14 protein-coding genes are annotated in these 24,019 nt (G+C 78.8%); 7 read left to right on the plus strand and 7 right to left on the minus strand.

The genetic code is table 11. From position 1 onward, the window contains the following. Positions 1-54: 54 nt before the first annotated feature. The 6 genes from ACZ7LB_RS18985 to ACZ7LB_RS19010 all read right to left on the minus strand — a co-directional run bounded on the left by ACZ7LB_RS18985 (position 55) and on the right by ACZ7LB_RS19010 (position 7,850). Positions 55-657: a GAF domain-containing protein gene (locus ACZ7LB_RS18985; protein WP_471469562.1), complete on the minus strand. Its 603-nt coding sequence runs from the start codon at positions 655-657 to the stop codon at positions 55-57. Next, on the minus strand, positions 654-1,508 hold the full coding sequence (locus tag ACZ7LB_RS18990; protein WP_471469563.1) for a S8 family peptidase: 855 nt from the start codon (positions 1,506-1,508) through the stop codon (positions 654-656). The genes ACZ7LB_RS18985 and ACZ7LB_RS18990 overlap by 4 nt, the downstream gene beginning before the upstream one ends. After that, a complete protein-coding gene (locus tag ACZ7LB_RS18995; protein ID WP_471469565.1) occupies positions 1,505-5,338 on the minus strand; it encodes an adenylate/guanylate cyclase domain-containing protein in 3,834 nt (1,277 codons plus the stop codon). Before ACZ7LB_RS18995 ends, ACZ7LB_RS18990 begins: the two co-directional genes overlap by 4 nt. A gap of 84 nt (positions 5,339-5,422) precedes the next feature. Further along, a complete protein-coding gene (locus tag ACZ7LB_RS19000) occupies positions 5,423-5,626 on the minus strand; it encodes an aroma-sacti cluster domain-containing protein (RefSeq protein WP_161224712.1) in 204 nt (67 codons plus the stop codon). Next, on the minus strand, positions 5,623-6,330 hold the full coding sequence (locus ACZ7LB_RS19005; protein ID WP_471469567.1) for an iron-containing redox enzyme family protein: 708 nt from the start codon (positions 6,328-6,330) through the stop codon (positions 5,623-5,625). The genes ACZ7LB_RS19000 and ACZ7LB_RS19005 overlap by 4 nt, the downstream gene beginning before the upstream one ends. A 443-nt stretch (positions 6,331-6,773) precedes the next feature. Next, the gene (locus ACZ7LB_RS19010) at positions 6,774-7,850 is read right to left on the minus strand and encodes a radical SAM protein (protein ID WP_471469569.1); all 1,077 of its coding nucleotides are present in this window, start codon (positions 7,848-7,850) and stop codon (positions 6,774-6,776) included. A 301-nt stretch (positions 7,851-8,151) separates the two neighbouring features. On the opposite strand from ACZ7LB_RS19010, the gene ACZ7LB_RS19015 reads away from it, so the two are divergent. From ACZ7LB_RS19015 to ACZ7LB_RS19030, 4 genes are all read left to right on the plus strand, one after another. Then, the gene (locus ACZ7LB_RS19015) at positions 8,152-8,337 is read left to right on the plus strand and encodes a hypothetical protein (protein ID WP_471469570.1); all 186 of its coding nucleotides are present in this window, start codon (positions 8,152-8,154) and stop codon (positions 8,335-8,337) included. A gap of 104 nt (positions 8,338-8,441) precedes the next feature. Next, positions 8,442-11,285: a class III lanthionine synthetase LanKC N-terminal domain-containing protein gene (locus tag ACZ7LB_RS19020; RefSeq protein WP_471469571.1), complete on the plus strand. Its 2,844-nt coding sequence runs from the start codon at positions 8,442-8,444 to the stop codon at positions 11,283-11,285. Beyond that, positions 11,282-12,571, plus strand: coding sequence for an MFS transporter (locus tag ACZ7LB_RS19025; protein ID WP_471469573.1), 1,290 nt, complete (start codon positions 11,282-11,284; stop codon positions 12,569-12,571). The genes ACZ7LB_RS19020 and ACZ7LB_RS19025 overlap by 4 nt, the downstream gene beginning before the upstream one ends. A gap of 457 nt (positions 12,572-13,028) precedes the next feature. Then, a complete protein-coding gene (locus tag ACZ7LB_RS19030; protein ID WP_471469575.1) occupies positions 13,029-13,583 on the plus strand; it encodes a flavin reductase family protein in 555 nt (184 codons plus the stop codon). Positions 13,584-13,952: 369 nt separating this feature from the next. Here the strand turns inward: ACZ7LB_RS19030 and ACZ7LB_RS19035 are convergent, their stop codons facing one another. Further along, positions 13,953-15,734 carry an AfsR/SARP family transcriptional regulator gene (locus ACZ7LB_RS19035; protein ID WP_471469801.1) on the minus strand — a complete coding sequence of 594 codons (1,782 nt, stop codon included), beginning with the start codon at positions 15,732-15,734 and terminating at the stop codon, positions 13,953-13,955. 478 nt (positions 15,735-16,212) lie between these two features. Between ACZ7LB_RS19035 and lanM the strand changes: the two genes are divergently transcribed. The 3 genes from lanM (at position 16,213) to ACZ7LB_RS19050 (ending at position 23,884) form a co-directional block, all read left to right on the plus strand. Continuing rightward, positions 16,213-20,598 (plus strand): type 2 lanthipeptide synthetase LanM, encoded by a 4,386-nt coding sequence (gene lanM, locus ACZ7LB_RS19040; protein WP_471469576.1) that lies wholly within the window; start codon positions 16,213-16,215, stop codon positions 20,596-20,598. Beyond that, positions 20,595-20,792, plus strand: coding sequence for a hypothetical protein (locus tag ACZ7LB_RS19045; protein ID WP_161224721.1), 198 nt, complete (start codon positions 20,595-20,597; stop codon positions 20,790-20,792). Before lanM ends, ACZ7LB_RS19045 begins: the two co-directional genes overlap by 4 nt. Before the next feature lie 62 nt (positions 20,793-20,854). Beyond that, the gene (locus ACZ7LB_RS19050) at positions 20,855-23,884 is read left to right on the plus strand and encodes a helix-turn-helix transcriptional regulator (RefSeq protein ID WP_471469578.1); all 3,030 of its coding nucleotides are present in this window, start codon (positions 20,855-20,857) and stop codon (positions 23,882-23,884) included. Positions 23,885-24,019 lie beyond the last annotated feature (135 nt).

The raw sequence follows: 24,019 nt of genomic DNA on the forward strand, positions 1-24,019 counted from the left end.
CCCTTTCCGGCGTCCCCGTCTCCGGCGTCCCCGTGTGCCGGCGTCCCGCCGTCCCTATGTGTCGGCGTCCGCCAGCAGCCGCTCCAGCTCCGTCATCAGCCGCACCGCCGCGGCCCGCTGGTCATCGGCGAGCCCGCCCCGCCGGGGCGCCCGCGGCCGGCGGTCGATGGCGATCCGCAGCGCCGCCGCGGCCTGCCGCGCGAACAGCGACAGCAGATCCAGCTCGCTGAGGCTTGAGCGGGCCTGCGGGGCCGGGTCGAGCACCTCCAGCACGCCGAGGACCCGGTCGTCGTGCAGCAGCGGCGCCGCCATCAGCGCGTCCGGCACGTACGCCGTGGACTCCGCCAGCGCCCGGTCGAAGGAGGAGTCCCGGGCGAGGTCGTCCACGATCACGGACTCCCCGGACATCGCCACCCACCCGGCGATGCCCCGCCCGGCCGGGAAGCGCCGCCCGGTCAGGAACTCCTCCCCCTGCCCGGACACCGCCTGGAACACCAGCTCCTGCGTGCCGTCGTCGAGCAGCAGGACCGAGCTGGCCCCGGCGCCGAAGATGGCCCGTGCCACGTCGACGACCGACTGGAGGAGTTCCCGGACCGAGGCGTCCTCGCCCGGACCGTCGGGGGTGGGGGCCGTCGCGGGCCCGATCGGAAGAGTCATGGGGCACCTCTGCTGCCGGGTCGGGCGACCTGCACGTTGGCCGCCGAGAGAAAGAGGGCGTTCTTGAGCTGGAAGGTCGTCATCCGGGGATGCGCGGACAGCAGCCGGGCGCACAGCCCGGCGACGAACGGGGTGGCGAAGCTGTTGCCGGTGGTGCGGATGCTGGCCCCGCCGAGCCAGGCCACCTCGACGTTCTGCCCGGGGGCGAAGAACTCGACCGGCGGGTCCGGGTTGTACAGGTGCAGCCCGGGGTCGTCCTCCTGGTGGCTGCCGACCGAGACGACCGAGGCGAACCGCCACGGGAAGCTCTCCACCGGCGTGTTGTGCGCCGAGGCGGTGATCACCGTCCGGTTGAAGTACGCCTCGTCGGCGAGGGCGTGCAGCTCCTCCGCGAACCGCGCCCGCGTGGTGGACAGACTGAGGTTGATCACGTCGAAGCGCTGCCGGACGGCCCAGCGCAGCCCCGCGATCAGCATGTCGCCCGTCCCGGAGAACCGCTCCCCGAGGACCCGCACGCTGTGCAGCTCGCACTCCGGCGCCGTGCGGCGGATGATCCCCGCGCAGGCGGTGCCGTGGCCGCAGACGTCGCCGGTGTCCGTCTCCCGTACGGAGACGGTCCCGTCGTCGTCCCGGACCACCACCCGGGACCCGGCGACCGGGCCCACCAGCGGGTGGTCCCGCTCCACCCCCGAGTCCACCACGCACACCCGGACACCGGCGCCGGAGCCGCCGGGCAGGGGCCGTTCGGCCGGTTCGGGGCCCCGGTCGGCCAGGACGGGGATGTCCCCGGGTCCCCGGCCGCGCAGGCTCCAGGTCAGCCCGTCGCCGGGGCCCGCCGTCGCGGTCGTCATGCGGAACTCTCCTCTCCTCGCGGGGCCGGCCGCCGCCGCGCCGGGCTCGCGAGCCGCACGGCCCGCGCCCAGCCGACGCCGGGCAGATGGCCCTTGGCCGTGAACGACTCCTCGGCGGCCCGGGCCGCCGGGACGGCCTCCCGGTCGCTTCCCAGGGTCCGCAGGGTGTGCGCCAGGTCCAGCGAGGCCTGCGCCCGGACCAGCGGGGAGTCGGTGTCCGCCGCCGCCCGGACCGCGCGGGCCGCCAGCTCCCGCGCCTCCCCGTCCCGGCCCCGGGCCGCGGCCAGCCGGCCGTTCAGCCCGTCCAGGTCCACCGCCTCGGCCGGGGGGCGGCCGGGCCGCCCGGACAGCGGGGCGAGCGCCGCCGCCGCCTCCCGCCACCGCCCCTGGTCCAGCAGGACCCGGGCCGACTCCAGGGCCACCGTGTCCCGCAGCGCGTCGGCGCCCAGCGACCGGGCCTCGCGGGCCGCCCGGTCCAGCGCGCCCAGCGCCCGGCCGCCCCGGCCCGCCAGGGTGTCGACCAGCGCGCCGAACAGGGGCAGGAACACCCGCGCCTCCGCGTAGCCGAGCCGCTCCGCGAGCCGCTCCGCCTCCGCCAGCCGGGCGCGCGCCTCGGCCGGCCGGGCGCGCAGCGCCAGCATGACGGCGAGCGGACAGTTCAGCGTCACCCGCACGGTGGGGCGCCGCCCGTGCTCGGCGAGCAGCGCCCGGCAGCGGTCCAGCGCCGTCGGCAGCGGCTCCGGGCCGCGCCACAGCGAGACGCCGACGGCACCGAGCGCGGCGGCCCGCTCCGGCTCGGCGTCGGCGGCCACCGCGTGCGCCAGGGCCCGGGTGAGCAGGGCGTCCGCCTCGCCGTGCCGGCCCTGCGCCTGCCGGTGCTGGCCGAGCCGCAGACACGCCCTGGCCTGCCCGAGCGGATCGCCGGCCGCCTCGAAGACGGGCAGCGTCCCCCGGGCGGCCTCGGCCGGGGAGTCGCCGTCCGGCACCCCGGCCACCGCCAGGCTCAGCCGGGCGTGCGCCAGCTCCAGCGGGTCGGCCGGGGCCGCGGCGGTGCGCCGCAGCAGCTCCCGCGCCTCCGCCACCCGGCCCAGCGCCAGCCGGACCTCGCCGAGGCGGCGCAGCGCCCCCGCGGCGGACGGGTCGCCGGGCCCGTACAGGGCGGTGGACCGGCTCAGCAGGTCGTCGGCCCACGGCAGGTCGGAGCGGGCCAGCGCCTGCGCCCCGGCACGGCCGAGGGCGCCGGCCGCCCGCAGCCGCAGCGTCCCCAGCTCCTCGGTCACCACGCCCAGTTCGCGCCGGTAGCGGTAGGCCCGCTCCAGATGGCCGCCGACCGCGCCGTCGCCGCGTGCCCGGACCCCGGGCAGGTCGGCGGCCCGCTCGTGCCGTTCGGCGCGGGCCCGTTTGGACATGCAGCCGTACGCCACCTCCTGGACCAGTCCGCTGGCGAACCGGTAGCCGCGCCCGTCGGCGGCCGGCTCGACCATGCGGTGGCGGCCCAGCGCCAGCAGCGCCTCGACGGTGCCGCGCCGGGTGCCGCGGGCCAGTTCGGCCAGCTCTCCGGCGTCGAACCGGCCGCCCAGCACGGCGGCGAGGTCCAGGGTGACCCGCTCGGTGCCGGCCAGGGCGTCGATCCGGGCGCCCAGCAGCGCCTGCACGGTGGGCGGCGGGTCGTCGGCCCGGGCGCCGCGGGGCAGCGGCAGCAGCAGTTGCTCCAGGTGCAGGGGGTTGCCCCCGGCGCGCTCCAGCAGCCGGTCGGGGAGACCGGACGGGGTGCCGGGGTCGCCCGACGGGGCGCCGGGGGTGCGGCCGGCCGGGCCGACGAGGGGCGCGCCGCCGCCGGGCGCGACGGCGCCCTCGGGGGTGCCGCCCTGGTGCGCGCCGCCGCCGGGGCCCGCGCCGGGCGCGCCGACGCGGGGTGACCGGCCGTCGGCCGCGCCGCCCCGGGTGGTGATCCGGGTGGTGATGCGGGCGGTGGTCCGGGCGAGGCCCTCCGCCAGCAGCCGCGCGTCGGCCTCCGGCAGCCCCGGAAGGGCCAGCGTGGTGCCGGGCGGCGCGGCGTGGGAGTCCAGCAGCTCGGGCCGGGCCAGGCAGAGCAGCAGGACGGGGGCGTCGCCGAGTTCCCGGTCGAGCCGGTCCACCAGGTCCAGCAGGGCCGGGGCGGCCCAGTGGCAGTCGTCGAGGACCAGCACCACGGGGCCGCCGGTGGTGGCGGCGGTCAGCACCTGGAGCAGCGCGGCGCAGGTGTCGTCCGGCGAGGGGCTGGGGGTGCCGTCCGCGAGCAGGCCGCCCGCCAGCACGGCCAGGGCGTCCGCCGCGTCCCGTTCCGCGGCCCCGGAACGGCCGGCGGCCAGCAGCGAGGTGAGGGCGTCGGCCAGCGGCCAGAGGGTGCCCCGGTCGCCGTAGGGGCGGCAGCGGCCGGCGCCGTGGGCCACCCGGGGCCCGGCCCGGGTCGCCAGCCACTGCCGGACCAGCCGGGTCTTGCCCAGCCCGGCCTCCCCGTGCACCAGCAGCCGGTGCCGGACGGGGGGAGGACCCGCGGCGCCGGTCCCGGCGGCACGGCTCCCCGGCGGACCGACGGAAGGGCTCCCCTCGTCCGCCACGTCGGTGCCCCGGCCGTCCGGGGCCTCGCCACTCCAGGACACTTCGTCCGCGGTGCCCCGGACCGTGCGGGGGCCGGCGGCCGGGTCGGGGGAGGTGTTCCGGTGGGTGGTCGTGTCGGCGTGAACACTTGTGGGTGGGTTGTTCACGGAATGCCGGGTGGTTGTGTTCTGGGGGGTGGTCGGGGTCGGGCGGGTGTCGTGGGCCGTGTGGTGGGGGCCGTCGGCGAGGCGGGCGGTGTTGTCGTGTATGTGGGCCGGGCCCGGGAAGGTGTCCCGTTCGACCCCCGCGGCGGCGTCGATGCCGGGGCCGGGATCGGCGTCGTCCTCCCGGTCCCGGGCGGCCGTGACGGCCCGACCGTCGTACGCCCGAGCGCCGTTCGCGGTCCGCGCGCCGCCGGGCGCACCCGGTGCCCCGGCCGTCCGCCCGGCTCCCGTCGTGCCCGCCGCACGGGCCAGCGCCGCGTCCAGCGCGTCGAGTTCGGCGTCGCGTCCCACGAACGGGATGTCGAAGCGCCGCAGTTGGTCCGGCTCGTCGCCGCCCAGCCCCAGCAGGCGGTACGCCGTCACCGGCACCGACTTGCCCTTGAGGCGCAGCGGGCCGACCTCCTCGACGCGGACCGTGGGGCCCGCCGCGAGACGGGTCTGCGGGCCGAGCAGGATGCTCCCGGCGTCGGCGTGCTGCTCCAGCCGGGCCGCGACGTTGACGGTCTCCCCGGAGACGAGGGCCTGCCGTGCGGAGGCGTCCGAAGCCGCCACCACGGGGCCGGTGTTCACCCCGATGCGCACCTCCAGCCCGATCCCCAGGGCCTGTTCGAGGTCGGCGTTGAGCCGGTCCAGCGCGTCGAGCATGCCGAGCGCGGCGCCGAGGGCGCGGCGGGCGTCGTCCTCGCGCACCGAGGGTACCCCGAAGACGGCCATCACGGCGTCCCCGATGAACTTCTCCAGGGTGCCCCCGTGCTCCTCCACCTGGCCGCGCATCAGCGCGAAGTAGCGCAGGGTGACGGCGCGGAGGATCTCCGGGTCGAGTGCCTCGGAGAGCGCCGTGGAGCCCACCAGGTCGCAGAAGAGCACGGTGACGACCTTGCGGGCCTCGACTGGCCCGGGCGGGAACTCCGGCCCCGGCCCCCCGGAGGGGGCGGGGCGCGGGTCCGGCGGACGGCAGGGGGTGCCGCAGGACGGGCAGAAGCGGGCCCCGCCCGGCAGGGCGGCCCGGCAGTTCGTGCAGCTCATGGCGGGGACCTCGTCGCGGTGGCCGGTCGGGTGGACGGGGGAGGGGCGCCGCTCCGAAGCGCGCGCCGCTCGGAACAGCGCCGCTCAGAACAGCGCGCCGCCGGCGACCTCGCTGTGGGCCTGCACCTCGGGGCCCACCTCGCCGAGCCGCCGCCCGATGTCGATGAGGAGGGCGACCTCCTGCTCGGTCATCGACAGCAGCACCTCCACCTGTTCGTCGGTGAGCGCGTCGAGGGGGAAGCCCGCCGCGGCCAGCCGGGCGAAGCGGGCGGTGCGGTCGTCGCTCATCGGTGACCTCCTGACGGGGCCGCGGCCGTCTCCGCGGGCCGGGCGGCGAGTTCGGACAGCAGCCGGGCCAGGCCCGACACGGTGTGCAGGGCGCCGACCGAGACGGCGGTGCGCTGGGGCCCGGTCAGCGGCAGCCGGTCGAGGACCCGGTCCAGGGCGGCCATGTGGGCGGAGTCCAGCGCCGCGTGCGCGCGCAGGGTGCGGAAGGCCGCGTCGGGCAGGCCGGTCCCGGCGGCGAGGCGCTCCGCCAGCCACCCGGCGGGGGCGTTCCCCTCCAGGGCGGCCATGTAGCCGAGGAGGACGGCGGGATGGTGGTGCTCGACCCAGTAGTACGGGGCGCCGGTCAGCACCGCCACGGCGGTGGGCGGCAGCGCCGCGCGCACGGCGGCGGCGTCGCCCCCGGCCAGGGCCAGGTCGGCGAGCAGCCAGTCGTCGTGGCCGCGCTCCTCCTCGATGTGCCGGCGCAGGTACCGGGCGAGCGGGCGGGCCACCGGATCGCCGGGCGGCGCGGCCTCGCAGCGGGCGACGGCGCGTTCCATCAGCGGTACGGAGGCGCGGACCAGGGCGTGCATGGCGCCCAGGTAGGCGAGGTAGCGCGGGCGCAGCCCGTCCGGCCGCCACAGCAGGGCGGCGGCGGCGTGCACGGCGGGCTCGGCCAGCGACAGCTTGGTCCGCAGCACCCGGGAGAACGGCGCGGCCCCCACCGCACCGCCCCCGGCCGCTCCCCCCGCCGCCCGTCCGGCAGCGCCGCCCCCGGGTCCCCCCACGGCGGCCCGCGGGGTGCCGCCCCCCGCCGCTCCCCCCGCGGCGGCCCCGGCAGCGCCACCCACCTCCCCCGCCGGGTGCCCCTCCGCGGCCGACCCGACGTCCCCGGCCCGCGCCGGTCCGCCCTGCGCGCCCCCCGCGCCGTCAGAAGCCGCTGCCGGGCGGCCCGCCGTACCCCGCGCGTCGCCCGCGGCCCCCCGCGCGTCGCCCGCGGCCCCTCGCGCCCGAGGGCTCACCGCACCGCGTGCCGCACCGTCCGGGGCCCCCGCCGGTCCACCCCTCGTACCCGGTGGCGCACCGCCCACGTCCCCCGCCGCACCGCCCGCCGCACCCCGTACGGCGCAGCCCGCGACGTCCCCCGCCGGGCCGCCCACCGCGACCCTCACCGCGGGTCCCCGTCCAGCGCGACCAGATCCGCGTACGGGGCGCAGCCGTGCCGCCGTACGAGGGCGACCGGGCCGGCGGCCGTCTGGCGCCGGGCGGCCTCCGCGTCGAGGAGCTCCCCCACCGGTCCGGCGCCGTCGCGGGCGGCTCCGGCGAGCACCCCTGGGTGCCGCTCCAGACGGTGGCAGGAGGCGCAGTAGCCGCCCTCGCCGTCCGCGCCCCCGTCGCCGTGGCGGGCGTACAGATGGGCGGGGCCGGCGGCGCGGATCATCCGCAGCACGGGGGAGGCGCCCGAGCGGCGCCGCACGGCGGGCCAGCCGTCCTCGGCGATGTGGCCGAGGCGCAGGTGCGCCGGGGCCGGGCGGGCGTCGACGGCGCGCTGGTTGCAGCAGGCGAGGACGGTGCCGTCGAAGGCCACCACCGGCCAGGCCGCCATCGCGCAGGGCAGCGGCCGGTCGCCGTCCGGGAGGACGCGGGCGGCGCCCGCCCAGGCGGCGGCCCGGCCCAGCGGGCGGACCGGGGTGACCAGCATCGGCACCCGGTCGGCGAACTCCCGGCGGACCTCGGCCGTCACCTCGGCCAGATAGGGGTCCCCGGGGCCGCTCCCGGTGAGGTGGAAGCTGACCGGCACGCCCGCGTCGCGGATCTCGCGCACCGCCCGCAGCACGTCGGCGCGGGGCACCTCGCGCTCGTGGTGCGCGTCCAGGCTCGCGGAGAAATGGTCGACGGCGGTGACCGCGCGCATGATCCGCCCGGGGACCCGGCCGGAGCGGGCGAAGAACATGCCGCTCAGCACCGCGCTGCGGGTGCCCGCCGCGCGGGCCGCGACCGCGAGCGCGGCGGTCAGCTCCGGCCGCAGCAGCGGCTCGCCCCCGGTCAGCAGGAGCACCTCGGGGCGGTCCTCGGCGCCGAACGAGCGGACGAAGCGCAGCAGATGCCCCCCGTCCGGCTCCTCGCCGGACATCGTGGAGGCGGTGGAGCAGTGGGCGCAGCTCAGCGGGCAGCGCCGGGTGAGGGTCAGCAGCAGTCCCGCGCCCGGGACGGGCCGCAGCCGCAGCAGGTCGGACAGACGCACGGGCGCACCTCCCTGTCTCGTCGCCCCGGCCGGTGGGCGGCCGTGGCCACCCAGCGTCCCGACGGGCGGTCAACGGGCGGTTCGGCGCCGCCTGGGTACCGGTAAACCGGCAGGCCGGACGGGTGCCGGGCGGCGCCGAGGAGCCCCGGGGGCCGGGCCGGGCGGCCGGCGACCCGGCCCGAGCAGCGCCCATACCGCTCGCATACCGGCTCTTGACCGGCGCGGAACCGCCGCTGCCTAGCGTCCTGTTCCACCGGCCGGCGACCGCCGCCCGGAGTCCCCGTCCGTGAGGAGTGAACCCATGGCCGACGCCATCGAGCCCACCGAGGACAGCACCCCCGAGAACGACAGCCCCGAGGTCGAGGCCCACCTGTCGAAGGACGCGGTCAAGAACGCGGTGCTCGGACTCCAGGCCGGCGGCCTCGAGGGGGAGGCCATCACCTCCCCCGCGATGAGCTGTTCCTCCTGCGTGGCCGCGAGCTGCTGACCCATCGCTCCGGCGTCGGCCGGCCCGGCGGTCCCACCGCCGGTCCGGCCGACGCGACCGTTCGGCCGACGAGACGTCGATGACAGGAGAGGGGCTGGGCGGACATGCGCCTGTCGTGGGAAACGGTGGTGTTCTACCTGGGGAACCACCGCCGGTGGTTCGAGGACGTCACCCGGCGGCCGCCGGACGCCGTCCATCTGCGGGAGTACCGGGCGGCCGTCCCGGCCTCCTGGGGCCTGCGGCGCCGGGGCTACTGGATGATCAGTGAGCCGCCGGGCGCCGACCGCGTCGAGCAGGGCTGGAAGCTGCACGTCAGCGCCACCTCCCGGAGCAGCGAGGAGATCCTGCGCCGCGCCCTGCCGGTGCTGCGCGACGCGGGGGTGCGGTTCAAGTTCCTGATGGACCCGGCGGCGGTGGCCGAGGTGAACGGCAAGAGCGCCCCCCGGGGTTCGAGCGGCAAGTTCATCACCGTCTACCCGCCCGACCCCGACCGCTTCCACCGGATCGCCCGCGCGCTCACCGAGGCCCTCGACGGCTGCGACGGCCCGTACATCCTCTCCGACCGCCGCTACCCCGGCTCCCGGATCGTCTTCTACCGCTACGGCGCCTTCACCTCGCACTTCCGGCTGCGGGCCAACGGGATCAAGGAGCTGCTCATCCAGGCCCCGGACGGGTCCTGGGTGCCCGACGTGCGCACCCCTTACTGGGGCGCGCCCGACTGGGCCGGCGACCCCTTCGACGGCCCCGCCCCCACCACGGCGTCCTCCGCCGCGCCCCCCTCCGCCGCGCCCCCCTCCACCGCGTCCCCGGCCACCGGCCCGGCGGCCCCCGCCGCGCGGGAGGAGCCCGCCCCGGCCGAGGAGCCCCCCGCACCGCTGCTCGACGGCCGGTACTCCGTCACCGGGACACTGGCCCTCGGCAACCGCGGCGGCGTCTACCGCGCCGTGGACACCCGGACCGGCGCCGACGTGGTGCTGCGCGAGGCCCGCCCGGCCGTGGAGGTCGGCCTGCACCGCACCGAGGCCGTCGCCCTGCTCCACCACGAGCACCGGCTGCTCACCGAACTCGCCGACACCGGCCTCTTCGTCCGCCCGGCCGGCCTCTTCACCGCCTGGGAACACTCCTTCCTCGTAGAGGAGTTCATCGAAGGCGTCCACCTGGGCCGGCTGAGCATCGGCGAGAACCCCCTTTACGACCTGGATCTGACGCCCGCCCGGCTGACCGCCTACTACGAACGGCTCCGCGCCCTCTGGCTCCAGGTCGCGGACGCCATCGCCGTCTGTCACGAACGGGGCATCGTCCTCGGGGACCTGTCCCTCACCAACATCCTCGTCACCCCCGAGGACCGGGTGCGGATCATCGACCTGGAGTCCGCCTGCCACGAGGGCGTCGACCGCGGCGCCGGGCTCGGCACCCCGGGCATGGCGCCCCGCCGGGCGGCCACCGGCACCGCCGACCGCCGCGCCGACTACTACGCCCTCGGCGCCGTCCTGCTCAGCGGCGTCCTCGCCTGCCAGCTCAGCGACGTCGTCGAGCACACGGTGCCGCTCGGGCTGCTCGACGAACTCGCGGCCGACCTGGACCTGCCCGCCGAGTTCACCGCCCTCGTCCGCGACCTCTACGACGAGGACGCCCCGCTGCCCGACCCCGACGTGCTCCGGGGCCGCATCGCCGGGCTGCCCTTCGCCACCGCCTGGCGGCAGCCCCCGCCGCTGGTCCGCCGCGCCGCGCCCGCCCCGGAGGACGGCGCCGCGCTGCGCCGCCGGATACGCGACGTCCTGCGGGGCGTCCGCGACTACGCGCACGGCGCCGCCGACACCACCCGCGACGACCGGCTCCTCCCCGCCGACCTGCTGGTCTTCGAGACCAACCCGCTCTCCCTCGCCCACGGCGCCTACGGCAGCCTCTACGCCCTGCACACCGTCCACGGAGAGGTCCCCGGGGAACTGCTCGCCTGGGCCCTGCGCCACTCCACCGGCCACACCGCGATGCCCCCCGGCCTCTACTACGGCTCCGCCGGGGTCGCCTGGGCCCTGTCCGCGATGGGCCACCCCGCCGGGGCCGCCCGCGTCCTGCGCGACACGGCGGGGCACCCCCTGCTGGCCGACGAGGCCGACACCGGCGTGCTGACCGGCACCGCGGGCCACGGCATGGCCTGCCTCAGGCTCTGGCAGGACACCGGGGAACCCGAGTTCCTGGACCGCGCCCGCGCCCTCGCCGACGGCCTCGCCCGCACCGCCCGCCGCGAGGAGGACCGCGCCCACTGGCCGGACACCGAGGGACGGCGGCCCGTCGGCTACGGCCACGGTCCCAGCGGCGTGGCGATGTTCCTGCTGGCCCTGCACGCGGTCACCGGCGACCCGGACACCCTCGCCCTGGGGCGCGCGGCCCTCGAACACGACCTGTCCCGCGCCGAGTACGCCCCCGGCGGACTGCTGTCCTTCCAGGCGTACGCCGACGACCGCGACGCGCGGACCATCCTGCGCCACTACTGGGACGAGGGCACCGCGGGCATCCTCACCACCCTGCTCCGCTACTGGTGGAGGACCGGCGACGAGCGCCTGCGCAAGCAGGTCGACCGGCTGCTGCCGGACGTGCGGCGCAAGTACACCGTCTTCCCCCAGCTCTTCCACGGCATCAGCGGCCTGGGCGACGCCCTGCTGGACGCCTACGAGTTCCTGGGCGACCCCGAACTGCTCGGCGACGCCGAACGGGCCGCGCGGGCCGTGCTCCGCTGGGCGGTGCGCAGACCGGAGGGGATCGTCTTCCCCGGCGAGCAGACCCTGCGCGAGAGCGCCGACCTGGCCACCGGCTCCGCCGGGATCGCGCTGTTCCTGTCCCGGTTCGAGTACACCGCCCCGGGCGCCCGCACCAACCGCAACTTCCTCCTGGACGACCTGCTGGCCGACCCCCGGCGCCCGCCGGGCGAGCGGCGGGCGGACCGGTGACCGGGACCGGGCCCCGGACCGCGCCCGCGCCGGGGCTGCGGCACAACCGGACCTTCCAGCTCCTCTGGACGGCGCAGGCCCTGTCGGACTTCGGCTCGTCGATGTCCGCCATGGCCCTGCCCCTGGTCCTGCTGGCGGGCGGCTCCTCCAGCGCCGAGGCGGCGGTGATCGGCACCGCGATGCTCGTCGTCGGCCTGGTGGTCCGCATCCCCGCCGGATACCTCAGCGACCACCGCGACCAGCGGGTCCTCATGGTCGGCTGCGACCTGGCGCGGCTGCTGGCCGCCGGGGTCCTGGCCCTGTGCCTGCTGGTGCGTCCGCTGCCGCTCTGGCTGGCGCTGGCCGCGGTGGTCGTCTCCGTCACGGCCGTCGAGGTGTTCCGCCCGTCCCAGCAGAAGGTGCTGCGCTGGATCGTCGACCGCGACCAGCTCCCCGCGGCGATCTCGCTCAACCAGGCCCGCTCGTACGGGGCGGAGATCGCCGCGCCCGCCGTCGCCGGGTTCCTCCTCGGCCTGGGCCGGGCCCTCCCGTTCGCCGTCGACGCCGTCACCTTCGGGGTCTCGGCGCTGTGCGTGGCCGCCGCCCCCGGCGTACGGCGGGCCGTCGCCGCCCGCCTCCCGGAGGGCGGGGCGGGGGCCGCCGCACCCGGCCGCCCGGCCGAGCGGTTCCGGCCGCGGCTCACGGCCGGGTTCCGCTACCTCGGCGACCACCGCCCCCTGCTGTACCTGGCGTTGTACTTCAGCGGCGTCAACCTGGGCTTCTCCGCCTTCGGTTACGTGCTGATCCTCGGCGTGGGCGGCGGCTCCGGCGGCGCCACCGCGGTGGGCGCCGCGATGAGCACGGCGGCCCTGGCCGGGCTGTGCGGTTCGCTGATCGCCCCCCGGGCGCATCGGCTGCTGCGGATGCCCGTGCTGATCACGGCCGGGCCCGCGGCCTCCGCGCTGCTGCTGCTCGCCGCCTGGCGGACCGGGAGCACCGTGGCCGTCGCCGCCGGGTTCTCGGCGCTGTGCCTGCTGACGCCGGTCGTCGGGGTGGTGTTCTCCACCATCATGGCGACCTCCGTGCCCGAGGAGGTCTACGGCCGGGTCAGCTCCAGCCTCTCGCTCCTCGCCCAACTGCCGCAGTGCGCCGGTCCCATGGCGGCCGGGCTGCTGCTGCTGAACCTGTCCCTGCCCGGCACCGCGGCGGTCCTCGGCGTCCTGTTCGCCGTGCTCGCCGTGGTCGCGCCCGCCCTGCCCGACCTGACCCGCACCGCGCCGGACGCCCCGGCCGGGGAGGAACGATGACCCCCTCCGGAGACACCGGTCCCGTCCGCCCGGCACCCTCCGCGTCCGGCCCCGCCCGGCGGCACCCGTCCGCCGCGCGGGGCCAGCCCGCCGGGCGGCGGGGGGCGTTCCGGTCCCTCGCGTGCCCGGGGGTGTCCCGGGCCCCCGGGCGCCGGGGCGTGCCCCTGTCCCCGGCGCGCCCGGAGGGGTCCCGGTCCTCTCCGCGCCCGGGGCCGTACCGGTCGCCCGTCCGCCGGGGGGCGTACCGGTCCCTCTCCGGGCGCCCGGAGGTTCCCCGGCCCGCCGCGCACCCGGAGGCTTCCCGGTCGTACCGGCGCCCGGGGCCGTACCGGTCTGCCGTGGGTCCGGAGGCGTACCGGTCTTCCGCGCACCCGGGTGCGGCCCGGCGGGTGGAGACGGGGGAGCCCCCGCCGCCCGGAGGGGGCCGCCGGGGCCCCCGGAGCGAGGGGCGGCGGCGATGACACGACCGTTCCCGCTGCGCCCCGCACCGCCCTGGGCGCCACCGGCCGGTCACCCCGAACCCCGGGCGGCGCTCGGCCGGTTCGCGTCCGGCGTCGCCGTGCTGACCGCGGGCCGCCTGATCCCGCACGGGGCCACCGTCAACTCCCTCACCGCCGTTCCGACGGACCCGCCGCTGGTGGTGGTGAGCGTCCCCCGCGCGGCGAGCGTCCACGCCACCGTGGAGCGGGACCGGGAGTTCGCCGTCTCCGTCCTCTCCGGACGGCAGCACGCGGTGGCCGCGCGGTTCGCGGAACGCCACCGGCCCCGGGGCCGCCAGGAGTTCGAGGGCGTCGACACCTTCCGGGGCCGGCGCACCGGCGCCCCGCTCCTCAACGGCGCGCTCGCCTGGCTGGAGTGCGCGCTCACCGATGTGCACGACGGCGGCGACCACTCCGTCTTCCTCGGCTCGGTCCTCCACCTCACGACGGGGCCGCCGGGCGACCCGCTGGTCCACTTCGCCGGTGCCTTCCGCACCCTCGGCCGCGCCCCCGGACCCGGGGGCCCACGCTGACCCCCGGGTCCGGTGCCGGGCCCCCGCGCCGACGCCGAGCCCCGCGCTGCCCCGGGCCGTGCCGGGTTCGGGGCGGAGGCCCGGGACGCGGGCATGGTGGGTGCCGGTGCCGCAGGGCCGGGAGGCCCGTGGAAGGGACGGGACCGGGGCCGGGAGCCGGTGGCGGTGCCGTGCCTCCCCGGGACGCCGCACACCCGTACGGCAGCACCACCCGTACCACCTGTACTACCCGGAACACTTGACCACCCCCATCACCGGGACCACTGGCACCACTGGCACCACTGGCACCACTGGCACCACTGGCACCGCTCGCACCGCTCGCACCGTCCGAACCGTCCGAACCCCCGGGTCCCCGAACCCCCGCCCCGGTCAGTCGCCGGTCCCGCCCCCGCCGTCCGCCGCCGCGTGCTCGCGGACGTACGACTGGAGCAGCCGCGGCACGGTGTACCGGGCCGAGTGGGCCGACACCTCCTCCCCGGGGCAGCCCACCGCGCCCGCCTCGATCAGCCGCTCCAGCCTGCGCAGCGCCTCGTCCGTGCCGCAGCCCAGGGCCTCGGCGGACTCCCCGAGGGTGAACGGCACCCCGACCGGCAGCCGCGCGATGCGCAGCAGCGCCCCGCGCCCCTCCTCGGACAGGTCCCGCCAGCTCGCCTCCAGCCGGGGGCGGACCGCCACGTCGCCCGCCGCCAGTTCGCCCAGCGCCGCCGCCGGATCGGCCAGCCGCGCCGCGTACTCGGCCAGCGGCACATGGCGCAGGACGGCGAGCCGGTTGCCGCTCACCCGCACCGCCAGCGGCAGCAGCCCCCCGGCGGCGACGATGCGCCGGGCGGCGGCAGGGTCCCGGGCGAGCCGCTCGGCCCCGGCGGTGCGGGCCAGCAGCTCCAGGGCCTCCGCCTCGGTGTACGCGGGCAGGGCGACCCGGGTGACCCCGGCCAGCCCGGCCAGTTGCGCCCGCGCGGTGACCAGCACCCGGCCGTGGCCCTCGCCGGGCAGCAGCATCCGCGCCGTCGCCTCGTCGGCGGCGTCGTCCAGGACGAGCAGGACCCGGTGCCGGGAGAGCCAGCCCCGGCACAGCGCCGCCGTCCGCCCGGGGTCGGCCGCGGCCCGGTCCAGCCCCGCCAGCCGGGCGACCTCCCCGACGACCGAGGCCGGGGGCCGGGGATGGCCGGCCGCGGTGCGCAGGCCCACCAGCAGCAGCCCGTCCGGGAAGCGCCCGGCCAGCCGCCGGGCGGCGTGCACCGCGAGCACCGTCTTGCCCGCGCCCGCCGCCCCGGTGACCAGCACGTCCCGGCCCCGCCGCACCGCGCCCTCCAGCTCCCGCAGCGGATCCTCGCGCCCGGTGAAGTCCGCGAGGCCCGGCGGCAGCAGGCAGCCGGGACCCGGCCCGGGGGCGGCGGGCGCGGCCGGGGCCCCGCGCCCGCCGCCGTCCCCGTCGCCGAGGACCGTGCGGTGCAGGGCCGCCAGCCGGGAGCCCGGCGGCAGCCCCAGTTCCCGGGCCAGTCGCTGCCGCACCTCGTCGTAGACCGCGAGGGCCTCGGTCCGGCGGCCGGACAGGTGCAGGGCGCTCATCCGGGCGGCCTGCAGCCGCTCCCTGAGCGGGTGCCGCTCGGCCGCGGCCCGGAGCCCGTCGGCGACCGCCTCCGCGTGGCCCGACGCCAGCTCGGCCTCGGCCCAGTCCTCGAACACCCCCGCCCGGTCCGCGTCGAGCCGCCGCACCGCCTCCCGGACCTGCGGCGAGCACCGCAGCTCGGCCAGCGGCTCGCCCCGCCAGAGGCCGAGCGCCCGGCCCAGCAGCCCCGCGCAGAGGGCCTGTTCGCCGCGGAGACCGGCCGCCCGGCCCTGCCGGGCGAGCGCCGCGAACCGCAGGGAGTCCAGCTCCCCGGACTCGACCCGCAGCGTGTAGCCGCTGTCCTGGCACACCAGCCGCCCGGCGGCGGGCCCGTCCAGCAGCTTGCGCAGCGCCGAGACGTAGACCTGGAGGTTCTTGCGGGCGGTCCGGGGCGGCTCGTCCTCCCACACGGCGTCGGTCAGCCGGTCCACCGTCACGGGCTGGTTGGCGTGGCAGAGCAGCACCGCGAGGACCAGCCGCTGCTTGAGCGGCCCCAGCGGGCGGGGCCGGCCGTCGACGGCCAGGGCGAGCGGGCCGAGCACGGAGAAGCGGAGCCCCCCGTCCTCCGGCTCACCGGCCTCCGCCGCCCCGGCCGCCGGGACCCCGCCCGGTGCGGGCCGGGCGTCCCGTCCGGGGCCGGTGCGCGCGTGCCGGGCCGGCCGGACGTCCGTCGCGGTCACCGACACCCCTCCGTCCGGCGGGAGCGGTCCGGGCGGGCGGCGAGGGGTCCGCGTCCGGGGGTTCTCCCCCGGGGGGTGCCCCGCCCGTACCCGGCGGCTCCCGCCGGCCGGACGTCCGGGGCGGCCCCGTGCACCCCCGGGACCATGGTGCGCATCTCGTCCATCGCTGTCGTCGCGCCGTAGGGGGTCATGCGTCCAGCGTGCGCGGCGCGGGCCCGGCCGCCCATGGGCGCGTGCCCCCGCATTCCGCCCCCCGTACCGCCCGGCCGTCCCCGGCCGCCGGGAATCCGGGGGCGGGCCCCCATATCGCGGCGGGTCCCCCGCTGGCATTCTGACGGCCATGACCGAAGCCGAGGCCTGGTGGAGCAGAGGCGTGACACCGGCCGAGCGGACGGCTGCCGGGCACCGGCCGGGGGATGCGGTGCGCGGCGGCCCGACGACGGCGCCGTCCCGCGACGCCCGGCACCGGGACCACCCGCGCGCCGGGGGGTCCCGGGCGCGGCTCGGTCCACACGGGGACGCCCCGGGCACCCCGCCGTCCGGGGCGTCCGGGGCGTCCGGGGCGTCCGGACCGTCCGGGCCGCCCGGGGCGTCCGCGGTCCGGGCGGCCCGCCCCTCCTGGGCCGCCACGGTGGAGGAGGCGCTGGCCCGCGCCCCCGCCGAGGGGGTCCCGCCACCGGCCGGAGCCGACTGGCGGGAGGCGTTCGCGGCGGTCCTCGCGCCGTTCACCGGGCACGCAGCCGACCGCCTCCTCGACGCGGCCCGCCGGAACGGCGCCGACGCGGTCGCCGACCTCGCCGCCGTACGGGACTGCTTCACCGACCGGCTCGGCCGGGACCTCGTGACCCTCGCCCGGCGCACCCTGGTCCTGGAACTCCACACCGCGCGCGCCGCGGGACGGCTGCGCGGCGCCACCCCCGAGCAGCGGTTCGCCGACTTCGCGGGGCGCGCCGCCGCCCGGCCCGCGCTGCGCGCCCTGCTCACCCGCTACCCGGTCCTGGCCCGGCTGCTGGCACGGACCGCCGAACAGGCCGTCGCCGCCTGGGCGGAGATCCTCGAACGGCTCGCCGCCGACCGCGCCGACCTGGTCGCCGCCGTGTTCGCGGGCCACGACCCGGGGCGGCTGGCCGAGGTGCGCACGGGCGCGGGCGACCGGCACGAGCGGGGCCGCTCGGTGGCGGTGCTGCGCTTCGAGGACGGCACCCGGGCGGTGCTCAAGCCCCGGCCCGTCACCGTCCACCGGCACTTCAACGACGCCGTCCACTGGCTCGGCGCCCGCGTGCCGGGCCTCGGCCTGCGGACCCTGCGGGTGCTGGAGCGGCCGGGCCACGGCTGGGTCGAGTACGCCGAGGCCGGGCCCTGCCCGGACCGGGACCACGTCGCCCGCTTCTACCGGCGGACGGGCGCGCTGCTGGCGCTGTTCCAGGCGCTCGGCACCACCGACCTGCACGCGGAGAACCTCATCGCCTGCGCCGACCAGCCGGTGCCGGTGGACGTGGAGACCCTCCTCCAGCCGCGTCTGGCCCGCCCGGCCACCGACGATCCGGCGATGCGCGCCCTGGACTCCTCCGTCCACCGCACCGCGCTGCTCCCGGCCCTCCTCGTCGGCGAGCGGGGCGCGCTGGACGTGTCCGCGCTCGGCGGCGACCGGGACGCCCCGCTGCCCGACGCGGTCCCCGGCTGGTCCGCGCCGGGCACCGACGAGATGCGCCTGATCCGCACCACCGGCGTCTTCGCGGGCGCCGCGAACCGGCCCCGGCTGGACGGCGAGGACGCCGACCCCGGCCCGTACGCCGACGACCTGCTCGACGGCTTCCGGCGGGCCTACGACGCGATCACCGCCCACCGGGGCGAACTCCTCGGCCCCGGCGGGCTGCTGGCCCGCTTCGCCGGGGACGGCACCCGGGTCGTCCTGCGCAACACCCACTGGTACGCCACCCTGCTGGACGAGTCCACCCACCCCGACGTGCTGCGCGACGCGGCCGACCGGGACCGGCTGCTCGGCCTGGTGCGGCGGGAGTCCGCCGCCGATCCCGTACTGGGCCCGCTGGCCGACGCCGAACTGGCCGGGCTCTGGGAGGGCGACGTCCCGCTGGTCGGCTACCGGCCGGCGGACCGGGACCTGACGGTGGGCCGTCTGACGGCGGGCGGCCTGGTCGCCCGGTCCGGCCTGGCGGAGGCGGAGCGCCGGATCGCGGCGATGAGCCCGACCGACCGGCTCGACCAGGAGTGGGTGATCCGCGCCGCCCTCGCCACCCGCCGCGCCCACGCCCCCTGCGGAGTCCCCCCGCCCCCGGACACCGCCCGGCCCGGCCCGCCGAAGCCCCCCGCTCCCTCGCCGTCCGGTGCGGGCGCCTTGCCGGAGGCGTCTGCCGCTTCGCCGTCCTGCGCGCCCACCGGGCCCAAGTCGCCTGATCCTTCGCCGTGCGGTGCGGCCACCACACAGGAGCCGCCCGGATCTTGGCCGCCCGGCTCGCCCACCGGGCCTGAGTCGCCGGTCTCTTCGCCGTGCGGTGCGCCCACCGGGCCTGAGTCGCCCGCCTCTTGGCCGTCCGGTGCGCTCACCGCGCCGTACTCGCCCGCCTCTTCGCCGTCCCGCGCGCCCACCGGGCCTGAGTCGCCCGGCTCTTGGCCGTGCGGTGCGGTCACCGGGCCTGAGTTGCCCGCCTCTTCGTCGTCCGGTGCGGCCACCGGGCCTGAGTCGCCCGCCTCTTGGCCGTCCGGTGCGCTCACCGCGCCGTACTCGCCCGCCTCTTCGCCGTCCCGCGTGCCCACCGGGCCGGAGTCGCCCGGCTCTTGGCCGTGCGGTGCGGTCACCGGGCCTGAGTCGCCAGCCCCTTCGTCGTCCGGTGCGGCCACCGAGCCTGAGTCGCCCGCCTCTTCGTCGTCCGGTGCGGCCACCACGCAGGAGGCGACCGCCTCTTGGTCAGCCTGCACGCCCGCCGGGCCGGAGTCGCCCGCCCCTTGGCAGCCCTGCGCGCCCGAGGCGCCCACCCTGCCCGCCGTACCCGCCCCGCCCGCCGTACCCGAGGCGCCCGTCGTGCTCGCGCCGCCTACCCCGCCCGCCGCGCACACCGCGTCCCCCCCGCCCGGGGGCGCCCGGTCGGCGGTCCCGCCGGATGCGGCCGCCGACCCGCCCGGCCCTCCGCCCGCCCCGGGTGACGCCCTGTCCGGTCCGGCCGTCGGCCCGTACGATGCGGGGATGGCCGCGTCCGGAACGGCGCACGTCACCCCCGCCCCCGCTCCCGGCGCGCCCGGAGCGGGCCCCACGGGACCCCTTCCCGTCGAGCCCCGGACCGGCCCCGTCGGACCGGGTGCCCTCGGACCGGGCCCCGCCGGAGCCGGTCCCACCGGCCCGGGCCCCGCCGCGTCCCCGCCGGGTCCCCCCGTCCCGCCCGCCGCTCCCCCGGGGAGGGAACCGGGGCCGTACCGGCTCCCGTTCCCGGCGCCCGGCCCGGCGGCCACCCCGTACGGGCCGCTTTCCGCCGGGGCGCCCGACGAGGAGCGGCTGCTGGCCGCCGCCGGGGCCATCGCCGACCGCGTCCTGGCCGCCGCGCAGGACGACGGCCGACGGGTCAACTGGCTCGGTCTGGAACCCCTGGACGGCCGGGTGTGGGCGATCCTGCCGCAGGGCGCCGGGCTCGCCCACGGCTACCTCGGCACCGCCCTCTTCCTCGCCCAGCTCGCCCGCCTCACCGGCACCGCCCGCTACGCCACCGGCGCCCGGCGGGCGCTCACCGCCGTGCCCGGACTGCTCACCGCCCTCGCCGGGCGGCCCGCCGACGCCGCCGTCATCGGCACCGGCTTCGCCGGGCTCGGCGGGATCGCCTACGCCCTCGCCCGGCTCGCCGTCCTCCTCGACGACGCCGCCCTCGCGGACCTGGCCGACACCGCCGCCGCCCTCGCCGCCGCCACCGCCCCGGGCGACGGGGACCCCGGGGTACGGGAGGGCGACGCGGGGCTGCTGGCCGCGATGCTCGCCGTGCGGTCCACCACGGGCTCCGCCCGCGCCGCCGACACCGCCCGCCGCTGCGCCGTCCGGCTCGCCGCGCTGGACCCCGGCCACCTGCCCGCGGGCGGCCTCGACAGGGGCGCGGCCGGGATCGGCTGGGCCCTGCTGCGCTACGCCCGGGCCACCGGCGACGACCGGTACACCGCCCCCGGGCTCGCCGCCCTGCGCACCGCCGCCGCCCGGTACGCCGCCGCCCCCGTCGGCACCGGCTGGTGCGACGGCGCCGCCGGGACCGCCCTGGCCGTCGCCGACAGCCCCCGCGCGGTCCTCGACCCCGGCCCGGCCGCCCTGCTGGACCGCGCCGTGTCCGTCGCCGCCACCGCCCCGACGGCCGACCACAGCCTCTGCCACGGCGAGGCGGGCGCCCTCGACCTGCTGCTCACCGCCACCGCCGCCGGGCGCGCCGCCCCCGGCGCCGTCCTCACCCGCGCCGGGGCCCTGCTGAGCACCCTCGACCGGCTCGGCCCGCGCTGCGCCACCCCCGACGCGGTCAGCACCCCCGGGCTGCTGACCGGACTCGCCGGCATCGGGTACGCCCTGCTCAGGACCGCCTGCGGGGCCCTCGTCCCGTCCGTCACCCTGCTCGCGACCCCCGGGTCCGCCCGCGCCGCCGGCCCGCACCCGCGGGCCGGGCACCCCGCTCCGGCGGGGGAACACGACCGCACCACCGCACCGCGTCCCATTCACCGCACCCTCCAAGGAGACGTCCGATGAGCCATGGCGTACGCACCACGCGCTGGAACGACGCGGAGGACACCTCCGCCACCCCCGCCGGGAACCCGGCCGGGGAGATCCGGTTGCCCGCGGCCCCGGCGGCCGGGCAGCGCGCCAGACTCCTGGCCGGGATGACCGAGTACAACGAGCCGAGCACCATCATCCAGACCACTTTCAGCCTCAGCATCATCTGATCCGATTCCAGGGCGAATTGACGCCCTGTTCGGCACCCGCCACCGGCGGTTAGCATCTGGCCATGTTGGTGACATCGCCGGTGGTGGTCGGCCGTGCGGAGCAACTCGGACTGCTCGACGCCGGACTCGCCGCCGTCGGCGCGGGCCGGGGCCGCGCGGTGTTCCTGCTGGGGGAGGCGGGGATCGGCAAGTCGCGGCTCGCCGGTGAGTGCGCCTACCGGGCGGTCACCGGCGGCCTGGCCGTGCTGCGGGGCCGCTCCGGTCCCGGCGCGGGCGCCGCCGCCCCCTTCCGGCCCATCGCCGAGGCGCTGCTCTCCCTCTTCCGGGTCAGCGGGCCGCCCCGCGCCCCCGAACTCGTGCCCTACCGCTCCGCGCTCGCCGGCATCCTGCCCGAATGGCGCGAGGGCGGCACCCCGGCCGAGCCGACCTCGCTGATCGAGACGGCCGAGGCGGTGCTGCGGGTGCTGCTCGCCGTCGCCCGGGACCGCGAGTCCCATCCGCGCCCGGGCTGCCTGTTGATCCTGGAGGACCTGCACGACGCCGACGCCGAGACGCTCGCGGTCGTCGAGTACCTCTGCGGCAACCTCGCCGGCCTGCCGGTCTTCCTGCTGGGCACCCTGCGGTCGGAGGCGGGCGCCGCCGGCACCCTGGTCCGGGAGGCCGCCCGGAGCCGCAGCGCCGACCTCACCGAACTGCTGCCGCTCAGCGCCGAGCAGGTCACCGCCATGGCCGGGGCCGCCCTCGCCGCGGACGCCACCCGCCCGCTGCCCGGCGCCGACCCGCCGCCGCTGCCCGGACCGGTGGCCGAGCGACTGGCCCGGGACGCCGAGGGCAACCCCTTCGTCGTCGAGGAACTGCTCAGCGGCATGATCACCGCCGGGGTGCTGCGCCGCGGCCCCGCCGGTGACTGGGAGGTCTGCGGCGACCTCGGCATCGACGTCCCCCGGACCGTGGTGCACAGCGTCATCCGCCGGGCCGACCGGCTCAGCCCCGCCGGGCGGACCCTGCTGGACAGCGCCGCCGTCCTCGGCCGCCGCTTCCCCCTGTCCGTGCTCCAGCGGATCACCGGGCTGGGCGACCGCGACCTGCTGGTCCATCTGCGGGCCGGTATCGACGCCCAGCTCATCTCCTCCAGCGGCCCGGTGGCCGACTGGTACGAGTTCCGGCACGCGCTGACCGCCGAGGCCCTGCTCAGCGGGCTGCTCCCGACCGAGCGCGCCGCCCTCGCCCGCCGGGCCGCCGACGCCATCGAGCAGGCGCACCCCGGACTGCCCGGCGAATGGTGCCCCCGCGTCGCCGGGCTCCGCCTCACCGCCGGGGACACCGCGGCCGCGGCCCGGCGGTACGCGGAGGCCGGGGAGGCCGCGCGCCGGGAGGGCGCCGTCGACTCCGCCGTATCGTTCCTGGAGCGCGCCCAGGAGCTGCTGCCCGCCACCGAGCGCGCCCCCGTCGTCGAGCAACTGCTGTACACCCTGATGGAGTCGGGGCGGCTGGACCGCGCCCTCGCCCTCGTCGACACCCTGCCCGTCACCGGCCCCGGCGCCCTGGACACCGCCCGCGCCGCCGCCCTGCGGGCCCGCCTCGCCTGGGCCACCGTCACCGCCGCCCGCTACGCCGACGCCGCCGCCCAGGCCCACCACGCCCGCCGCCTCTTCGCCCGCCTCGGGGACGGCCCCGCGCCCGCCGTGGACGTGGTCGAGGCCCACCTCGCGCTCGCCGACACCGGTCCCTCCGGCGCGCCCGGGGCGGGCGGGGCCGGTACGGACACGGCGGCGGCCGGGACGGAGGCCGGAGCCGACCGGGCCGACCGGGCCGAACGCCTCGCGCGCCGCGCGGCGGAGGAGGCGGAGCGCACCGGACTGCCCGAAGTCGCCTGTCAGGCATGGCAGTTGCTGGCCATGCTGGAACGCCGGCACGGGTTCGACCGGGCCGACGCCTGTCTGGAGCGCGGCCTCGCGCTGGCCACCGAGCACGGACTGACCACCCTCCAGATCGACGCCCTGCTCCGGCTCGGCAGCAACGACTTCATGCGCGGCGGCTCCTCCGCCCTGCTGGAGCGCGCCCACCGGGCCGCCGTCGACCACGGCGCGCTGGTGCTGATGCACAACGCCGAGGCCAGCCTCGCCATGCAGGCCGTCCTCACCGGCCGCTACGCCGCCGCCCGGGAGCTGGCCGACCGCTGTGTGCTGGCCACCGCCCGGCTGCGCAACACCGACAACCACCAGTTCGTGCTGCTCACCCGCGCCACGCTCGCCGCCCACCGGGGCAACCGCCGTGAGATGGAGCGGGAGCTGGCCGAGTTCCGCCGCTGGGACGGGGACACCTCCCTGCAACTGCCCGTGCTGTTCGGCAGCCGGGCCGTCTGCGCGCTGCTGGAGGAGGACCACGAGCAGGCGCTGCGCGAACTCGACCGGTCGCTCGTCTGGGAGAAGCGCCACCCGTCCGTCTTCTACCTCAACGGCCGCTACGGCCTGCGCCCCCTGCTGCGGGCCCTGACCGGGCGCGCCGACCCCGCCGAGCACGCGGCGGCGGCCGCCCACCCCGCCGCCGCCCTGCCGTGGAACCGCCAGTTCGAGCGCCTCGCCCTGGCCGTCCACGAGGGCCGGGCCGGGCACGCCCTGCGGGCCGGGGGAGCGGTGGAGCAGGCGGTCCGGGCGGGCGGCCCCTTCCCGATGGGCCGCCGGATCGGCCTGCGGCTGGTCGCCCAGGCGGCCCTGGCCGACGGCTGGGGCGACCCGGTCGCCTGGGCCCGGGAGGCGGAGGAGTACTTCCACGAGGCGTCCGTCCCGGCCGTCGCGGGCGCCTGCCGGGAACTGCTGCGCCGGGCGGGCGCGACGGTCCGCCAGCGCCGCCGCGGCGCCTCCGGCATCCCCGCCGCGCTGCGCCGCATCGGGCTCACCCCCCGGGAGTACGAGGTCTTCCTGCTCCTGGTGCCGAGGCTCGGCAACAAGGACATAGCGGAGCGGCTGTACATCTCCGCCCGCACCGTCGAGAAGCACGTGGCGAGCCTGCTGGCGAAGACCGGCAGTCCCCACCGGTCGGCGCTGTGCGACTACGCCGCCGAGGCGACCGGCCCGGCCGGACCCCGCTGACCCCGGGGCCGTACGCCGCGGGGACCGTACGCCGCCGGAGCCGGAGCCGGAGCCGGAGCCGGAGCCGTACGCCGCCGGGGTCGGCCACCCGCCCCGCCGCTCACGCCCCGCCGTTCCCCGCGCCCCTGGCGTCGC

The sequence above is a fragment of the Streptomyces sp. NPDC107521 genome, from assembly GCF_055598485.1.